Raw genomic sequence first — 18,100 nt, 5'->3', positions numbered from 1 at the left:
TGGCCGCACCCCTGCGCGCGGGTGCGCGGTGTCGCGGTCGAACCTCCGTGGCGGCCCAGACCCATGACGTCCGGCAGCCCCAAGCTGTTCCGGCCGCCATGTGGTGGGCGGCCCCATCCGTCCACCGATCACGGCGCAACGGTCACGGCCGGCGCCTGCGGTCACGACGCCCGACCCGACCCGGTTGATCCGGGCAGGAGGTAATGAATCCCATGCGTACCTCAACACAGCCGCGTCCACGCGGTCGAGTCTCGGCAGGGGCCCTCGCGCGACTTCGCGCGGCAGCCTCCGGGACTGCGCAGGAGACGTATCGGCTCACGTGAAGACACAGCCCGTGGTCGGGACGGTAGTTGACGTCTTGTTCAGATACCGGCTCTGGAGTGGTCGCCGTGGTGTCTGTGCCCTTGCGATGGCCGCCGAGGACGAGTTCTGCCGGCAGAGAGTCGAGAAGCCACGCCGATGGAGAGAAGCGATGGAGACACGCGAGCATTGTGAGGCGGGAAACACCGATGAGATCCCCGCGGACATGCCCACCCGGGCGTTGTGGCCGGTTGCTCCGGCGGCCCCCGCCCGTACCCTCATGGACATCATCGTGGCCGCCGCCGAGGCGTGCCCGCACGCGCCCGCGCTCGACGCCGCGGGCACGGTGCTCGACTACCGGTCGCTGCTGCATCAGGTGACGGAGTTCGCCGGACGGCTGGCGGCGCTGGGGATCGGTGCCGGTGACCGGGTCGGTGTGCGGGTGCCGTCCGGCACCGCGGACCTCTACATCGCCATCCTGGCCGTGCTGCGGGTGGGCGCGGCCTATGTGCCGGTGGACGCCGACGACCCGGACGAGCGCGCGGAGATGATCTGGCAGGACGCCCAGGTCTGCGCCGTGCTCGGTGCCGGGCGCGGTATCACCCCCAGCCCCGTGGTGCGTCCCGGCGGGCGGCCGTCCCGGCCGACGCCCGCGGACGACGCGTGGATCATCTTCACTTCCGGTACCACCGGCCGTCCCAAGGGTGTGGCGGTCAGCCACCGTTCGGCGGCGGCGTTCGTGGACGCCGAGGCCGGGCTGTTCCTGCGGGACCGTCCGCTGGGCCCGGGGGACCGGGTGCTGGCGGGTCTGTCGGTGGCGTTCGACGCCTCCTGTGAGGAGATGTGGCTGGCCTGGCGGCACGCCGCGTGTCTGGTGCCGGCGCCGCGTTCGCTGGTGAAGGCGGGCACGGATCTGGGTCCGTGGCTGGTGGAGCGCGGGATCACGGTGGTGTCCACCGTGCCGACGCTGCTGGCGCTGTGGCCGGCCGAGTGCCTGGAGCGGGTGCGGCTGGTCATCGTCGGCGGCGAGGCCTGCCCGCCGGAGCTAGTCGGGCGGATCGCCACGCCGGGCCGGGAGTTCTGGAACACCTACGGCCCGACCGAGACCACGGTCGTGGCGACCGCCGCGCAGATGTACCCCGGGCAGCCGGTGCGGATCGGCGCGCCGCTGGACGGTTGGGAGATCGCCGTCGTGGACGGCGAGGGCCGGCCGGTCGCCTGGTACGAGACCGGCGAACTGGTGATCGGCGGCGTCGGTACCGCGCGCTACCTGGACCCGGTCAAGGACGCCGAGAAGTACGGCGCCATCGGCTGCCTACGCAGCCCCCGCGTCTACCGCAGTGGTGACCTGGTGCGCGCCGAGCCCGAGGGCCTGGTGTTCGTCGGCCGTGCGGACGAGCAGATCAAGCTGGCCGGGCGCCGGATCGAGCTGGGCGAGGTGGACGCCGCGCTGCAGGCGCTGCCCGGGGTACGGGCCGCCGCGGCCGCCGTCCGCAAGACCCCGGCCGGCGGCGAGGTGCTGGTTGGCTATCTGGTGCTGCACGACGGCGCCCCGTTCGAGCCCGCCGCGGCCCGCAGCACGTTGCTGGAGCGGCTGCCGCAGTCGTTGGTCCCGGTCCTCGGCGTGGTCGACGACCTGCCCACCAAGACCTCCGGCAAGGTCGACCGGGGCGCCCTGCCCTGGCCGCTGCCCACCACCGGCCCGTCCGCCGAGGCCGGCCCGCGCCCGAGCGGCACCGCCGGCTGGCTCGCCGAGCAGTGGCAGACCCTGCTCGGCACCCCGGTCGGCGGCGACGGCGACTTCTTCGCCCTCGGCGGCACCAGCCTGGCCGCCGCCAAGCTGGTCTCGGTGCTGCGCGGCCGCTACCCGGCCATCTCCATCGCCGACATCTACGCCCGACCCGGACTGCTCGACCTCGCCGCCAGGCTCGACGAACTCGGCGGCCCTCCGCGCGAACAGCGCACCGTGCGCCACACCCCCCGCCGGGTCGGCCTGGTGCAGCTGCTGGTGCTCGCCGTGCTGTACACGGTGAGCAGCCTGCGCTGGGTCCTGGGCCTGGCCGCGCTGGACAACCTCACCGGCGGCACGCTGCCCTGGGCACCCCAGACCCCGTGGTGGCTGATCGTCACCGGCTGGCTACTGCTCTCCAGCGCCCCGGGCCGACTGGCCATAGGCGCAGGCTCGGCCCGGCTGCTCACCGCCGGGATGAAACCCGGCAGCTACCCGCGCGGCGGATCGGTGCATCTGCGGCTGTGGACCGCCGAGCGCGCCGTGGCGATGTTCAACGTGGCCGCGCTGATCGGGACGCCCTGGGCCCGCCACTACGCCCGGTCGCTCGGCTGCCGGGTCGGCCGGAACGTGGAGCTGCACGCGATGCCCCCGGTGACCGGCCTCGCCCGGTTCGGCGACGGCTGCTCCATCGAGCCGGAGGTCGACCTCGCGGGCTGGTGGCTGGACGGCGACATCCTGCACCTCGGCTCGGTGGAGATCGGCCCCGGCGCCCGGGTCGGCACCCGCTCCACCCTGATGCCCAGCGCCGTCGTCGGCGCTCGCGCCGACATCGCCCCTGGCAGCTGTGTGGTCGATGACGTGCCTGCCCATCAGCAGTACCACGGGTCCCCTGCTCGCCCGGTCGCCAACGCCGCCCTCACCGGCTCCGGTTGGCCCCACCCCGCGCACGATCGCACCCGCCGTTGGGAGCTCGCCTACACTCTTGGCCTGGCTGGCCTCGGCCTGCTGCCGGTGGTCTCCGGGGTGCCTGGCCTGGCGCTGCTGTACCTGCTGATAGACACCGACCGCACGCTCGGCGGCGCGCTGCTGCAGACCCTGATGGTCACACCGCTGCTGGTCGCGGTCTCACTCATCAGCTACGCCACGCTGGTGGTCGTGCTGGTCCGCCTGTTCAGCATCCCGATCCAGCCCGGCTACCACCCCGCCCACGGCAAGGTGGCCTGGTGCACCTGGGTGGTCTCCCGCCTCATGGACACCGCCCGGCGCTCCCTCTTCCCCTTCTACGCCAGCCTCTTCACCCCCGTCTGGCTACGCCTGCTCGGTGCCAAGGTCGGCCGCCGGGTGGAAGCCTCCACCGTCCTCACCCTGCCCAGCCTGATGCGCGTCGATGACGGCGCCTTCCTCGCCGACGACACCCTCATCGCCCCCTTCGAAGCCCGCGGCGGCTGGCTGCGCATCGGTGCCTCCCGGGTCGGCCGACGCGCCTTCGTCGGCAACTCCGGCATCGTCGGCCCGGCCCGCCACCTGCCCGACAACGCCCTGGTCGGCGTCCTGTCCGACGCGCCGCCGCACGCCGAGCCGGGTTCCTCCTGGCTGGGCCGGCCGGGCATCGCACTGCCTCGGGTGGCGGACACCGGCGACCCGAGCCGCACCTACGACCCGCCGCAACGCCTGATCCTGGCCCGCGCGGCGGTGGAGCTGTGCCGGTTCCTGCCGATCGTCTGCACCGCACTGCTCGGTGACCTCGCGTTCGGCGCACTGCAGGCCGTGATAGACCTGGACGGCCTGCCGGCCGCGGTGGCCTGCGGCGGACTGATCCTGCTCGCCGCCGGCCTCGTCGCTCTGCTCACCACCACCCTCGCCAAATGGCTGCTGGTCGGCCGGTTCAAGGCCGCCGAGCACCCGCTGTGGTCGAGCTTCGTGTGGCGCAACGAGCTGTACGACACCTTCGTCGAGGAGCTGGCGATGCCCTGGCTCGGCAGCACCCTGATCGGCACGCCGTTCCTCAACGTCTGGCTGCGCAGCCTCGGCGCGCGGATCGGGCGCGGTGTCTGGTGCGAGACGCACTGGATGCCGGAGACCGACCTGGTCCACGTGGCGGACGGCGCGAGCGTCAACCGCGGCGTGGTGCTGCAGACGCACCTGTTCCACGACCGGGTGATGCGGCTGGACGGGGTGCACCTGACCGAGGGATCGACGATCGGCCCGCACTCGATCATCCTTCCGGGCGCCACGCTGGGCCCGGGTGCGTCGGTCGGCGCGGCCTCGCTGGTCATGCGCGGCGAGGAGGTCCCTCCCGCCACCCGCTGGCTCGGCAACCCGGTCGCCGCCTGGCCACAGACACTGCCTGAAATCCCCGGCCGCCGCAGGCGCGGAAGACACCGCGCGCCCAGACCCGGACGGACGGCCCCAACGACGCCGCGCACGAAACCTCAGCCGATAGCGGCAATGAGCACAGACTGACGGTCTGTCCCGTGACCTTGCTCGACTGGCAGCCCGGCGCGTCAGCGACTCGGTGAGGGGTTGGTTGCAGCGCGCACGCAGCGGAAGACCGTCACAGGCCCGCCTCCATGTGGAGCTGCGGCCGGAACTCGTGCACCACCTCGATGCGGCAGACAATGTGCCGGTTGAACTCGTCCAACTCCTCCGCCGGCACCCACAGCCGAGGATCGTGCGTCCGCCGACCTGCTGGACCGGGTAGCGAGCGACGAAGGCGCTTCCCACTGTTTCCTGGTGTGTTCCTCCTGCGGGCTACGCACGCCGGACGACGGGGTGTCCCTGGAGTGCCGGGAGCCGCACGGGCCCGCGCTGGCGAAGAGCGACTACGGCGACCGTCCGTTCGCGCCGGACCGGCGCGCCGCCGGGATCCACCGCTACCGCGAGTGGCTGCCGATCCGCAGGGCCGTCGCCGAGACGGGCCGCTCGGTGGTCTACCGGAGCGATCGGCTGGGCCGGTTCCTGGGGCTGAAGGACCTGTGGATCGCGTTCAACGGCTACTGGCCCGAGCGCGGGGCCGACCTGATCACCGGCTCCTTCAAGGAACTTGAGGCGGCGACGGTCCTCGGCCGGCTGCCGGAGCACGCGGGCACGCTGGTCGTGACCTCGGCCGGCAACACCGCAGCCGCTTTCGCCGAACTCTGCTCCGTCCACGCGGTGCCGGCGGTCGTCATCCTCCCGGCGGACGCGCTGGGGCACCTGCGGTCGCGCGTGCCGTACGCAGAGCAGTCCGACGCGGTCCGGATCGTCGCCGTCGACCGGGCGGACTACACGGACGCGATCGCGCTCGGTGACGCCCTGGCCGCGCTGCCCGGCTTCGTCCCGGAAGGCGGGACGAAGAACGTCGCCCGGCGGGACGGACTGGGCACCGTGATGCTCGCCGCGGCCGAGGCCATGGACGGGCTCCCGGACTACTACGTCCAGGCCATCGGCAGCGGGGCGGGCGCCATCGCCGCCCACGAGGCCGCCGTCCGGCTCCGCCGCCGGTCCGGCGACACCCGCCCCCTGCCGCGCCTGATGCTGGCCCAGAACTCCGGCTTCGCGCCCGTGCACGAGGCCTGGCACACCGGCCGGCGGCCCTGGGAGGCCGGCGGGGCGGACGACGACCGGGCGGCCGCCCGGCGCGCCTTCGCTCCCGAACTGACCAACCGCAAGCCGCCCTACGACATCCCGGGCGGTCTGCGCGAAGCGCTGACCGAGACCGCGGGCGAGGTCTTCGTCGCGGACGGCGCCGAGGCGCGCGCGGCGATGGCCACCTTCCTGGAACTGGAGGGGATCGACATCGAGCCCCCCGCGGGCGTCGCGCTCGCGGCGCTGCGGACCGCCGTGCGCGACGGCCGCGTCGACCCCGAGGCGCGCGTCCTGCTCAACATCGCCGAGATCGCGGCGCTGACCGGCCGGCTCACCGCCGTCGGCGGGCGGGCCGCGGGACGCTGACCCTGGGCGCCGGCATGGTGTCGAGCGCCAGGGACGCCGTGACGCGATCTGCGGCCCGTGCGGCTCACGAAGCGAGCGGGCCGCGCTCGTTCGGAGCCGCACCGTCAGCCGACTGCCACACCTCAACGTCCGAAGCACGCCCGCGCCGGCGGCCGGCTCACCAGGTCACCGGCAGGGTGTGCAGGCCCACCAGATTCTCGTTGTCCTTGAACGACAGCTCCGCCATCGGCACCGCGAGCTGCAGCTCGGGGATTCGGCGGAAGAGGGTTCCGAGGGCCACCTGTAGTTCGACGTGGGCCAGTGCGCTGCCAAGGCAGTGGTGCGGCCCGTGGCCGAGCGTCAGGTTCCGCGACGGTGGCCGGCCGAGGTCGAGCCGGTCCGGGTCGGGGAAGGCCGACGGGTCCCGATTGGCGGCGTCCAGCTGGATCAGCACCCCTTCACCGGCCCGGATCAAGGTGGCGCCGATGACGACGTCCTCGGTCGCGACCCGGGCCATGCCGTTGTGGGCGACCGTCGTGTAACGCAGCAGTTCCGCCACGGCCTCGGTGATGTCGTCCGCGGCACGGAAGACGGCCAGCTGTTGCGGATGCGCGAACAGCGCCGCCACACCGGTCGCGATCGTGTACGCGGACGTTCCGTGGCCGGCGTGGAACAGCAACTGTGTGGTTGCCACGGCGTCCTCGTGGCTCAGCTCCCCGCTTCGCACCCGCTCGACCACCACCCGGCCCACCACGCCCGTTCCCGGACGGCGCAGTTGTGTCTCGACCAAACGGCGGAAGTAGTCCTCCAGAGCGTCCAGGGCCCGGGACGCCTCGTCCGGCCGCGTGGTGCGCGACGCCACGGTGCGGCACAGTCCGTGCAGCACTTGGCGGTCCTCCTCGGCGTCCACCCCGAGGACCTCGCAGATGACGCCGATCGCGACCGGCGTCGCGAAGGCCGCCACCAGGTCGGCCGGACGCGGGCCCGCGAGCATGGTTTCGACGGCGTCGTCGACGATGCCCTGCAGCCGGGGACGAAGAGCCTCCATCTTCCTCGGGGTGAACTCCCGCATGAGCATCGCCCGCTGGGTCTGGTGTACCTCGTCCTCGCGGAGCGGGTACGGCAGCACGCGCTCCAGTTTGGCCGCCGTGGACGCCGAGGCGAGCGGGAACCCGGGGAGCCGGGCGTCCCCGCTGAGCCGGGAGTCGCCGAGCGCCTGCACGGCCTCGTCGTACTGGGTCACCAGCCAGGGCCTGCTGCCGTCCCAGATCCTGACCCGTGGCAGGACGGCGGATCGCTGCGAGCGCAGGTAGGCCGCGGGCGGGTCCAGCGGACAACGCGGGTCGCGGGGGATCGGGTAGCGGGGGATCCCGTCGGGGATCTCGTCGGGTTCGGTCATCGGAGCCTCGCCTCGTTCGGTGAAGGGGAGAGCCCGGCTTCGCCGGCGCGTTCGGCGCGAGGGAGCAGCGCTGAGAGAGGTGCATCCGGGGTGACGGTCGTCGAGCGGAGCACCTCCTGATAGGCCGTCAACACCTCCTGGACGTCCTGCTCGTGCAGGGCCCCGGCGCCGTACTCGCCCCACACCACCAGGCCGTCGTCCGCGCTCTCCACCACTCTGACGGTCAGCTCGAACTTGCCCGGTCCGTGGTCCACGGGAAGCTCCCGCACCGTACAGCCGGGCAGTTCAAGGGCGCCGAGCGAGCCTGCCGGATGGTGGGCGAAGTTCACCTGCACGACCGGGGACCGGCCCGGGACCCCGGGCGGGGCCAGCGCTGCGACCAGTTCGTCGAACGGCAGGTCGCGATGACCGTGGGCCGCGGCGACCGTGGCGGCCACGCGCGTGAGCAGGCGGTCGAAGCCGGGATCGCCGGTGAGGTCGAGGTGCAGCGCGACGGTGTTGACGAAGAACCCCAGGACCCGCTGGACCTGCGGCTGGTCACGGTTGGCGACGGCGAGGCCGAGCACGAGCCGTGGTTGGTCCGCGCGGTGCGCCAACGCCACGGCGAAGGCCGAGAGCAGCACGGTGAACACCGTCTGCCGCTGCGTCCCGGCCAGGCCCCGGACCGCCGCGCCGAGTTCGGGGCCCAGTACCTGACGGATCCGACCGCCGTCGGGCGACGGCCGCACCGCGGGGTCGGGGGCCTCGGCCTCGGCCCGCAGGTCGAGGACCAGCGGTGCGCCCGCCAGCTCGGCGCGCCACCAGTCCAGCAACCCGGCCCGCCGCGCGGAGGTCAGCTGCTCGTACTGCCAGGCACCCCAGTCGGCGTACTGCACCGGCAGCGGCGCCAGCCGGTCCTGGCCGGGGGAAGCGGCCAGGGCCGCCCGGTACAACAAACCCAGCTCCTCCAGAAGGACGTTGTGGGACCAGCCGTCGGCGGCGAGCAGGTGGGCGGAGAGCACCAGCATCCGGTCGTCGGGCCCCAGCGGCAGGACCGCGATCCGCAGCAGTGGCCCTTCGGCGATGTCGAACGGCCGCCGCAGGAACTCGGCGGCGCGCCGCCGGGCCGCGGCCTCGTCGCGTGCCCCTCGAAGGGTTCGGACGGCGATCCGTCCGGCAGGACGTACGCACTGCACCGGGCCGTCCGCCGTGTCCGGGAAGACGGTGCGCAGCGCCTCGTGCCGGGCCGCCAGGGCGTCCACGGCCCGCTGCAGGGCGCCGACGTCCAACGCACCCGTCACCCGGAACCAGCGCTCCGTGCTGTGCGCGTGGCCGGTGGGGTCGAGTGCGTGCAGGAACCACAGCCTCCGCTGGGCGAACGACAGGGTGAAGAGGTCACCATCGACGCCGGTCATCGACTGCCCCTCACCTGTCACCCGCCGCGTGCCTGGGCAGCCGGCTGATCGGTGGCGCCGGGGTCGGCAGCTGCGGGACGGCAGCCGCCAGCGCGGCGATCGTGCGCTGGGCGAAGACCGTGCCGAGCGTGATCTCCCTGCCCAGCTCGGCGCTCGCCTCGGTCGCGAGGCTCATCGCCTGGAGCGAGTGCATGCCCAGCTCCAGCAGATCGTCGCGCACCCCGACCTCTTCCACCCCCAGCGTCTTCGCGGCCAGTCGGGCCAGGACCCGCTCGGTGTCGTTGCGCGGCCGGGCCACGGCGGCCGTCCGGGCGAGGACGGGCTTCGCCAGCCGCGCCCGGTCGATCTTGCCTGCCGGGGTGAGCGGCCAGGAGTCGAGCACCTCGACGATGCTGGGCACCAGGTGGGCCGGCAGCCGGTCGGCGAGCGCCTGGCGCAGCCGGGTGCCGGACGGGGACCGGCCGGGGACGGCGACCGCGTACCCGATCAGGCGGCGGTCGCCGGACGCCTCCCGGTCACCCAGGACCAGGGCGTCCGCGACGTCGGGCAGGGTGCGCAGGGCGGCCTGTACCTCTCCGGGTTCCACCCGGAAGCCCCGGATCTTCAGCTGCTCGTCGCACCGCCCGAAGAACTCCACCACTCCGCCAGGCAGCAGCCGTCCCAGGTCCCCGCTGCGGTAGAGCCGCCCACCGGGCGGCGGGGCGAACGGATCCGGCACGAACCGCTCGGCCGTCAGACCGGGGTCGCCGAGATGACCTCGGGCGACGCCCGCTCCACCGATGCAGATCTCGCCCACCACGCCCAGGGGGAGCGGGCGCAACGCCTCGTCGACGATCACCACATGGGTGCCGGGCAGCGCGCTTCCGATCGGGACGTGCGACGCGGTCGGGTCGGCCCACCCCGCGGCCGACTGGGCGGTGGCGATGACGGTGGTCTCGGTGGGCCCGTAGACGTTGATCACCGTGGTGCCGGGTATCCGTCGGGCCGCGCGGAACGCCTCGGTCGAGATCACGTCACCGCCCACCAGTACCCGCTCCGGGCCGGCCAGGGCCTCAGGCCGTTGGCGCACCAGTTCGTGGAAGACGGCCGTCGGCAGGATGGCATGGGTCACCGTTCCGTCGGTCAGACAGTCCGCCAGTGCGGGAACGGACCAACCCGGCGGCAGGAAGCGGACGGCGGCTCCGTTGAGCAGCGCGCCCCAGACCTCCAGCACCGACATGTCGAAGGACGGGGAGGCGACCGCGAGCATCCGGGCGCCTGGCCGCAGGCCGGTGACCTCCGCCCGGTGCAGCCGGGCGGCGACCGAACGGTGCTCCACCTGGACGCCCTTGGGCTCACCAGTGGAGCCGGAGGTGTAGAGGACGTAGGCCAGGTCGTTCGGACGGCCGTCGGGCAGCGGCGCGGCAGGAACGCCCAGCCCGGCCGCCCCGGCCGGGGCGTCGGCCGGGCCGACGAAGAGCACTGGCAGGCCCGCCGGCACCGGCACCCGGTCCGCCAGCTCCGCGGTGGTGACGAGCGCGCGGGCCCGGGCGTGGCGTACCAGCGCGGCCAGTCGGGGCGACGGGTGGGCGGTGTCGAGCGTCAGGAGCACGGCGCGCGCCGTCAGCACGGCTAGTTGGGCGATCACCGACTCCGCGGAGTGCGGGGCGCCGACCGCTACCGTGTCGCCCGGCCTGACGCCGGCCGCCACGAGAGCGCGGGCCAGCGTGTCGGCGGCCTCCTTGAGTTTCCGGTACGTCAGGGGCCGCTGCCGCGAGAGCACCGCGGGTGCCTCGGGGGTCTCGGCGGCCCAGCGCGCCACCATCGCGGGGAGCCAGCCCTCGACGGCCTGGAGTTCCGGACCGCGGCCGATGGCCAGCACGTCGGCCAGGGCGGACAGGTCCAGCAGCTGAAGGGCGCTCAGCGGGGTGTCCGGCCGGTCGGCGACAGCCTCCAGCAGGTGCCGGTACGACGCGGGCATCCCGTCGATCAGTACCGGTTCCACCAGCCCCGCGTCGAACTCCCAGGCGAGCGTGATGCCGTCCAGCACGGTGCGCGGAGCCGGCCCCACCTGTTCCGCGGACGCGGGTACGTGCAGCACCCCGCCGGGCAGACGCGAGATCCGGCCGGGGGCGCGGTAGCGGGGCACGGCGATGACCGAAACGGCGAACTTGGCCGAGCCGTTGCTCAGCCCCTCGATGAGCGTGACGTCCAGCGGGTTGCCGGTGACCGTCCCCAACACCGAGTCGTGGCAGGCGAACTGCGCCTGGATGAGCGGGTTGGCGTCGGCGCGGTGCCGGGTCGCCCCTGACTCCTCCAGGATCAGCTCGAAGGGGAGTTCCTGGTTGTCGTACGCCTGGTGGACCATCCGCCGCACCCTGCCGAGGAACGCCTCGAACGTGGGATCCCCGTGCATCCGGCCGCGGAACACCAGCGTGTTGACGAACATGCCGAGCAGGCCCTCCGACTCCTGCCACCGGCGGTCGGCCACTGCGGACCCGACCAGCACGTCCTGCGAGCCGCTGTAGCCGCCGAGCAGCAGGAAGTACACCGCGAGCAGAACGGTGAACAGGGAGGTGCCGTTGCGCTCGGCCAGCGCGTTCAGCCGGCGGGCCAGGTCGCCGGGGATCTCGACGCGCGGCGCCGGGCCACGGAAGGACCGCGACGTTCCCGCGCCGCCGTGCGGGAGGCGCAGGACCGTCTCGGCCCCGGCCAGTGCCCGACGCCAGAACGCGCGTTGCGCGGCGGCCTCCGCGCTGTCCAACCACTCCCGCTGCCACCGGGCGAGGTCGTAGTAGCCCACGAGCGGCAAGGGGCGTTCCACCTGGGTGCCTGCGACGTGGTCCGCGTAACCCTGAAGCAGCTCGCGGACGAAGACGTTGAAGGACCAGCCGTCGTGCACGATGTGGTGCTCCGCCATCACGAAGACGTGCTCGGTGGACGAGAGCCGGATCAGCAGCCAATGGAACGGCGGGTCGTTCGCCAGGTCGAAGGGCTCGGCCAGGACGTCGCGCACCGCCGCTCCGAGCAGTTCGGCATGTCGGGCCGGATCCTGCTTCGAGAGGTCCAGCACCTCCACCGACACCTGCCAGGGCTCCACCACCTCGCACCGCAACTGTCCGTGGGGCGACGGGAAGCGGCTGCGCAGCACCTCGTGCCGACGCACCAGGTCGGTGAGGGCCGCGTTGAGCGCGGCGCCGTCCAGTGGCCCGGCGAGCCTGATCGCCGCCTGGGAGTGGTACGCGTGCGCCGACGGGGCGAACTGGTGCATGAGCCACACCCGTTGCTGGGCGAAGGAAGGCGCCGGGCCGTCCGGGGCGGCACCCGGCCGTGGGCCGTGCGTCGCGGTGCCGCCCCGGGCCTTCGCCAGCGCGGCGATCCGCGCCACGGTGCCCCCGTCCAGCACCTTGCTGAGCGGTACCTCCACTCCCAGGGCGGCGCGGACCCGGGCCGCCAGCTGGGCGGCGAGCAGCGAGTGGGCTCCCGCGGCGAAGAGGTCGTCGTGGATCCCGATCCGATCCAGGCCCAGAAGTTCGGCCGCCATCCGGGCCACGCTCTCCTCGGTCCGGTCACGCGGTGCGGACCGCTTCCCCAGGACGGGCCCGATCGGGCGGGGCAGCCGGGAGCGGTCCACCTTCCCGCTGGTCAGCAGCGGGAGGGCGGCCAGAACCACGATTTGATCGGGCACGAGGTGACCCGGCAGTTCCGCGGCCAGCGCCGCGCGCAGGGCCGGGCCCGCCACGGTGGCCCCGGGCGCGGCCACCACGTATCCGAGCAGGCGCTGCTCCTCGCCGCCGTCGACCACCGCGACCGCGTCCCGTACCCCGGACTGCGCGGCCAGAGCCTTCTCCACCTGTCCCAGTTCGATCCGGGCCCCGCGCACCTTGACCTGGTCGTCGATGCGGCCGACGAACTCGATGTCGCCGCCGGGCAGCCGCCGGCCGAGGTCACCGGAGCGGTACATCCTGGCTCCGGATCGCGACCCGAAGGGATCGGGTACGAAACACCGCTCGGTGAGGCCGGGTTGACCGAGGTATCCGCGTCCCACCCCGTCGCCCGCGATGCAGATCTCGCCGACGTCGCCGTCCGGGACCTCGCGCAGGGCGTCGTCGAGGAGGTGGACGCGGTATCCGGCGATGGGACGGCCGATGGGAACCACCGCCGGCCCGGCGGTGTCCGGCCATCCGTCGGCCGGCGCGTCGTGCATGGTGGTGCAGACCGTCGCCTCGCTCGGTCCGTAGCCGTTGATGAACCGGTGCCGGGCCGACCACCGGCGGGCCGTCTCCGGCAGGCACACGTCACCGATGCTCGCCACCGCGGCGAGGTCCGGAAACCGGCCCGGCTCCAGCGTGCGCAGCACCGGAGCAGGCAGTACGGCGATGGTGACCTGCCGCTCGCGCAGCAGATCGGCGAGCGGTTCCCCGCCCGAGGTGTGGCGGGAGTCGGTGATCTCCAGGCGGGCGCCGTTGGCGAGGGCGAGCAGGATGTCGAACAGGGCGGCGTCGTAGGCCGGGTGGAAGAACTGCAACACCCTGGCGTCCGGTCCGAGGTCCCCGCCGAAGTAGGCCCGTTGGGCATGGACGAGGTTGGTCACCCCCCGCTGCTCGATCATGACCAGTTTGGGTTTGCCGGTGGAGCCCGAGGTGCAGATGACGTACGCCAGGTCGTCCGGCCCGTGGACCGCGCGGGTCGCGGTCGGGTTCGAAGGGGAGGGTGCGGGGTCGGAATCGTCCAGGTCGGTGAAAGGGATGCCGGGGACGGCGGCGCTCGCGCCCTGACCCGCCACCAGGACGGCGCCGGCGGCGCGCACCACCCCGGCGCGCCACGCGGCGGGGTCCTCCGGGTTCAGTGGCAGGTAGGCGGCGCCCAGCCGCCAGATCGCCAGGATGGTCTCCACGAACCGCGGCCCACGGTCCGCGACGACGGCGACCAGGTCGCCGGGCCGGAGGCCGAGGGCGCCCAGCGCGGCCTCCCGGGCCTCGACCCGCTCGCGCAGCTCGGCGTAGGTGAGCTCGGTCGCCGCGTGCGCGATGGCGACGCGGGAGCCGTGCGCACGCATCTGACGGTCGATCAACTCGCTAGCAGTGGACCGGAGGGCCGGTTTCGACGAGCCGGGTGCGGTCGCTGCCGGGGCCTGGACGCCTGCCCGGTGACCGCCGGCGGGCGTGCCATCCTCGGGATGCCCCGGACGGGTCGCCCAGGGCTCCTCCAACCGCAACCCCGCGAGCAGCCGCTCATAGGCGGTCCACAAGGGTGGGTGGAGAGGTGGCAGGGGGCCGTTGGACATGGAACTACCTCCCTCGGATGCCGTGGTAACTCACGGACAGGGTGCTTTCCACAGGTGGGCGCGCCTACCCCTGGCACGGAGGGGCGGACGTGGGCGGGGATCTCGTCGTCCCGTTCCGCCCGGATCGTGCGGGAGGTCTCCCTTCCTGGGCGAGGTGGCCCACCAAGTCGGTTGTCGACAAACGTAGTTGTTCGGCTCGGTTCCGGTTGTCTCTTCGCGCACTCGTGATTGACCACCTGCGCACGAGAGGTCCGGCAGGTGCCCCGCCCGCGTGTGGTGGCCGACCTGCGTGAGCGCGACCGAAGCGGAAGCGCCGGGTCGCCCCTTCCACGGGAAGGCGACCCGGCGCGGCTCTCCGGGGGGCGCTCGGCCGGTCAGGCTGCGGCGCGGCGGGTGGCGAGGTCGTCGAGGATGGTGGCGGTGGCGGTGGCGCCGAAGCGTTCGGCGCCGGCGGCGACGAATTCCAGCATGCGGTCGAGGGTGCGGACGCCGCCCGCGGCCTTGACCTTCATCCGCGCGGGCACGTTGGCGCGCATCAGGCGGACGTCCTCCAGGGTCGCGCCGTTCGGGGCGAAGCCGGTGGAGGTCTTCACGAAGTCCGCGCCCGCGAGGGTGCTGAGCCGACAGGCGCGGATCTTCTGCTCGTCGTCCAGGTAGGCGTTCTCGAAGATCACCTTGACCAGGACGTCGCCGGCCGCGACGTCCACCACGGCGGTGATGTCCTCGGCCACCGCGTCGTCGTCGCCGCTGCGCAGTCGGCCGATGTTGAGCACCAGGTCGAGTTCGACGGCGCCCTCGGCGAGTGCGTCGGTGGCCTCGCGCACCTTGGCGGACGTGGTGGTGCCGCCGTGCGGGAAGCCGATGACGGTGCCGACCGCGACGTCCGTGCCGGCCAGTGCCTTGACGGCGAGCGGAACGTCGGCGGGGCGTACGCAGACCGAGGCGACGTCGTACTCGGCGGCGAGGGCGCAGCCGATCAGGACCTCGTCGGTGGTCAGTTCGGGCCGCAGGAGCGAGTGGTCGATCATCTTGGCAAGCTGCGGGACGGTGATGCTGGTGAGGTCCATGAGCCTGTCCTTCGGGGTGGAGGGCTGCGTGCTTCGACCGGCGGGGGTGTGACTCGGTGGTGTCGGCTGGTTCGGTCCGACCGTAGCCTTCAGGTGTCTAGCTGTCTATACGGCTAGCCCGATCGGCCCAGTCTCCCCGCCGTACAGGAATGTGGCGCACCTCACTCTGCACGCCACTTGCCATCCCTTCGATTCGCCCGGGTTCATCCTGATGCGTACCCGTCCAGGATGGTTGACTAGACAGCTAGACGGCGTACTCTCAATTTCGGAGGTCTCACCTTTTGGAAACCGATTTCGCGCCCAGGTACCACCAGATCGAACAGGCGCTTCGAAGCCGAATCGCCGACCACCGGCCGCATGATCCGCTCCCCTCGGAGGCGGAGTTGTGCGAGGAATTTGGGGTGAGCCGCATGACCGCCCGGGCCGCCGTGCAACGGCTCGTCGCCGAAGGCCTGGTGTACCGGGTCTCCGGGCGCGGGACATTCGTCGCCGAGCCACCCACGCACAGGCGCGTGGAAAGCCTCGTCCGGTTCAGCGAGGAAATGCGGCGCCAGGGCCGGAAGCCGTCGTCGCGGCTGATTTCGGCGGGTGTCCGCCCGGCCGCGCCGGAGGAGGTCCACCGGCTCCGGCTGTCGAAGGCGGCCGAGGTCGTGGAGATCGTCCGGGTCCGGCTCGCCGACGACGTCCCGACCGCGCTGGAGCGGGCGGTGTTCCCCGGGCGACTGTCCGCCCTGCTGGACGTCGACTTCCGGACCGCCTCGATGCACGAGGCGCTGGCCGGGCTGGGCCGCGTCCCCACCCGGGGGCACTCGTCCGTCCGGGCCGCCGCGGCCGGCGAGGACGAGGCCGGGCTGCTCGCAGTGGCGCCGGGCGCCGCGTTGCTGGTCGAGGAGCGGCTGATCCTCGACCAGGACGACCGGCCGCTGGAGCTCACCGAATCCCGGTACGTGGGTGACCGGTACGCACTCGACGTCGCCTTCGAGGTCGATTCCTGAGGTTTCCGGGGAACCGATTTTCCGGCGAACAGATGAACAACCAGAAAAGCGCCACCAAAGCTAGCCCCCGACCGCGCTCCGAGTTCCACCACGGAGAATTCACAGCACGATGGAGGGATATTTGTGTACGCCTATCTGATGACTTCCCCCGGGAAGATCGTTCACGCCATGGTGCCCGATCCGGAATGCCAGGAGGATGAGATCCTGCTGGAGACCGAAGCGGTGTCCATCTGCTCCACCGACGTTTCGTACTTCCGCGGCCACCTCTTTCCGGAGGCCTGGCCGATCATTCCCGGCCACGAGTACGTCGGCCGGGTCGTCGAGGTCGGCAAACGGCTCCGCAACGACGTGCGCCCCGGAGACCGGGTGACGTACTGGGGCCAGACCGACTTCGGCGGCATGGCCCAGTACCGCGCCCTGCGGCCGCTCTTCCCGGGGCGGCGCGGGGTCGAGACCTCCTGGTACACCGAGCGCAACTTCTACGACGCCGACCAGGCCGCGGCCGTGGTCCTGCCGCCGAGCGTGCCCTCGGACCTCGCCTCCGTGATCGAGCCCCTGACCTCCGTCCTGCGGTCGCTGCTCCTCAACCCGCCCAAGCCGGGCGACACCTGCGTCGTCCTCGGCTGCGGCCCCAGCGCCCAACTGGCCGTCCAGGTGCTGCACCGCCACCTCGGCGCCGGCCCGATCACGGTGCTGGACCGCAACGACGACCGGATGGCCGTCGCCCTGCGCAACGGGGCCGCGCACGCCTTCAACACCGAGACCCAGCGCGCGGAGCTGGAGGCGTACGTCCGCGAGCACCACGACCAGTACGCGGACTACGTGTTCGACGCCCTGCCGCACATCAACCCCCCGGGTGAGCAGGGCAAGGACATCCGCGAACTCGCGATGGGCCTGCTGCGCCCCGGCGGCGCGTACGTCATCTACGGGGCGACGGCCGTCCCGCAGCGGCTGAACACCTGGATGATCCTCGCCAAGGGCCTGCGGCTGCGCTCCACCCCCTTCGACGTGCGTTCCTTCCCGATGGCCCGCTCCGCGCACGTCACCAGCGTGGCGCTGCGCCTCGTCGAGTCGGGCCTGATCGACCCGGCGCCGCTGATCACCACCCGGGCCTGCCTGGACGACGAGGGCGCCGTGCGCGAGGCGTTCGCCGGTTACGGGCTGGGCGCGTCGATGAAGACCTCGCTGCTCGCGCCGTCCGTGCTGCTGGACCACGTCCGCCGTACGGCCGCCGCACGGACCGTCCCCGAAGCCCTCGCCGGGCAGGCCGGGATCCCGGGGTGACCGGCGACGGCCTCGCCCCCGCCGACCATCCGCCCCCCGCCTTCACCCGCGACCGCCTGACCACCCTCACCTACGCCGGGCTCGCCGTCTACGCCTACCTGCTCTACGCCCTCGGCCCGCTGCTTCCCCTGCTCCGCCACGACCTCCACCTCTCCTACGCGATGATGAGCCTGCACTCGACCGCCTTCGCGGCCGGCGCGGTGCTTACCAACCTGCTGTTTCGCCGGGCGCGGCGGCGCTTCGGCCACCGGCCACTGTTCTGGTCCGCCCTCACCGCCCTGGCGCTGGGGGCGCTGCTGCTGGCCACCGGCGTCTCGGCGGCCGCCACGCTCGGCGGGGCCGTGGTGGGCGGCATCGGCGGGGCGCTGCTACAGACCACAGCCCTGGCGGCGCTGGCCGAGCACCACGGCGGGCACGAGGCGCTGCGGGCCCGGGCCTTGGTCGAGGCCAATGCCGCCGCGAGCCTCAGCGCACTCGCCGCACCGCTGGTGATCAGCGGCCTCCAACTGGCGGGCGCCGCCTGGAACTGGTCGCTGCTGCTGCCCGCCTTCGCGCTGGCGGCGCTGTACCCGGCCTTCCGCCGCGAGCCGCTGAGACCCCGCGACAACCACCCGGCCGGTGCGGGGGGGGGGGGGGGGGGTCGCGGGGTGTGGGGGGGAGACCGCGGCCGCGTCCGCGGAGGCGCCGGCGTCGGCGAGCACGGCGAAACCCGCGAACGCCCCGATCAGTACGCGCTTCCAGCGTCGACGGT

General features: G+C 73.0%; 9 protein-coding genes. 5 read left to right on the top strand and 4 right to left on the bottom strand.

Annotated elements, in window-relative coordinates:
• Positions 1–580 precede the first annotated feature (580 nt).
• Positions 581–4,495, top strand: coding sequence for a Pls/PosA family non-ribosomal peptide synthetase (locus tag ACFQ87_RS37095; RefSeq protein WP_380615347.1), 3,915 nt, complete (start codon positions 581–583; stop codon positions 4,493–4,495).
• A 270-nt stretch (positions 4,496–4,765) separates the two neighbouring features.
• Positions 4,766–5,965 carry a cysteate synthase gene (locus tag ACFQ87_RS37090; RefSeq protein WP_380615346.1) on the top strand — a complete coding sequence of 400 codons (1,200 nt, stop codon included), beginning with the start codon at positions 4,766–4,768 and terminating at the stop codon, positions 5,963–5,965.
• A 157-nt stretch (positions 5,966–6,122) separates the two neighbouring features.
• On the opposite strand, the gene ACFQ87_RS37085 is transcribed toward ACFQ87_RS37090, so the two are convergent.
• The 4 genes from ACFQ87_RS37085 to deoC all read right to left on the bottom strand — a co-directional run bounded on the left by ACFQ87_RS37085 (position 6,123) and on the right by deoC (position 15,070).
• Positions 6,123–7,343 carry a cytochrome P450 gene (locus tag ACFQ87_RS37085; protein WP_380615345.1) on the bottom strand — a complete coding sequence of 407 codons (1,221 nt, stop codon included), beginning with the start codon at positions 7,341–7,343 and terminating at the stop codon, positions 6,123–6,125.
• Complete coding sequence (locus ACFQ87_RS37080) at positions 7,340–8,737, bottom strand: condensation domain-containing protein (protein WP_380615344.1); 1,398 nt, start codon at positions 8,735–8,737, stop codon at positions 7,340–7,342. The genes ACFQ87_RS37085 and ACFQ87_RS37080 overlap by 4 nt, the downstream gene beginning before the upstream one ends.
• A 10-nt stretch (positions 8,738–8,747) precedes the next feature.
• Positions 8,748–13,790, bottom strand: a complete 5,043-nt coding sequence (locus ACFQ87_RS37075) for an amino acid adenylation domain-containing protein (RefSeq protein WP_380615343.1) — start codon at positions 13,788–13,790, stop codon at positions 8,748–8,750.
• Positions 13,791–14,377: 587 nt separating this feature from the next.
• Positions 14,378–15,070 (bottom strand): deoxyribose-phosphate aldolase, encoded by a 693-nt coding sequence (deoC, locus tag ACFQ87_RS37070; RefSeq protein ID WP_380615342.1) that lies wholly within the window; start codon positions 15,068–15,070, stop codon positions 14,378–14,380.
• Between the two features lie 281 nt (positions 15,071–15,351).
• On the opposite strand from deoC, the gene ACFQ87_RS37065 reads away from it, so the two are divergent.
• The 3 genes from ACFQ87_RS37065 to ACFQ87_RS37055 all read left to right on the top strand — a co-directional run.
• Positions 15,352–16,065, top strand: coding sequence for a GntR family transcriptional regulator (locus ACFQ87_RS37065; RefSeq protein WP_380615341.1), 714 nt, complete (start codon positions 15,352–15,354; stop codon positions 16,063–16,065).
• Between the two features lie 138 nt (positions 16,066–16,203).
• Positions 16,204–17,349, top strand: coding sequence for a zinc-binding dehydrogenase (locus tag ACFQ87_RS37060; RefSeq protein ID WP_380615340.1), 1,146 nt, complete (start codon positions 16,204–16,206; stop codon positions 17,347–17,349).
• The coding region (locus ACFQ87_RS37055) for an MFS transporter (RefSeq protein WP_380615339.1) at positions 17,346–18,100 on the top strand (755 nt) is incomplete at its 3' end. The genes ACFQ87_RS37060 and ACFQ87_RS37055, both read left to right, overlap by 4 nt.

Origin of the sequence: Kitasatospora sp. NPDC056531 (assembly GCF_042794375.1) — a bacterium.
Lineage (GTDB): Bacteria > Actinomycetota > Actinomycetes > Streptomycetales > Streptomycetaceae > Kitasatospora.
The sequence above is the reverse complement of the archived record's forward strand: the minus strand, read 5'-3'. Positions and strand labels throughout refer to the sequence as shown.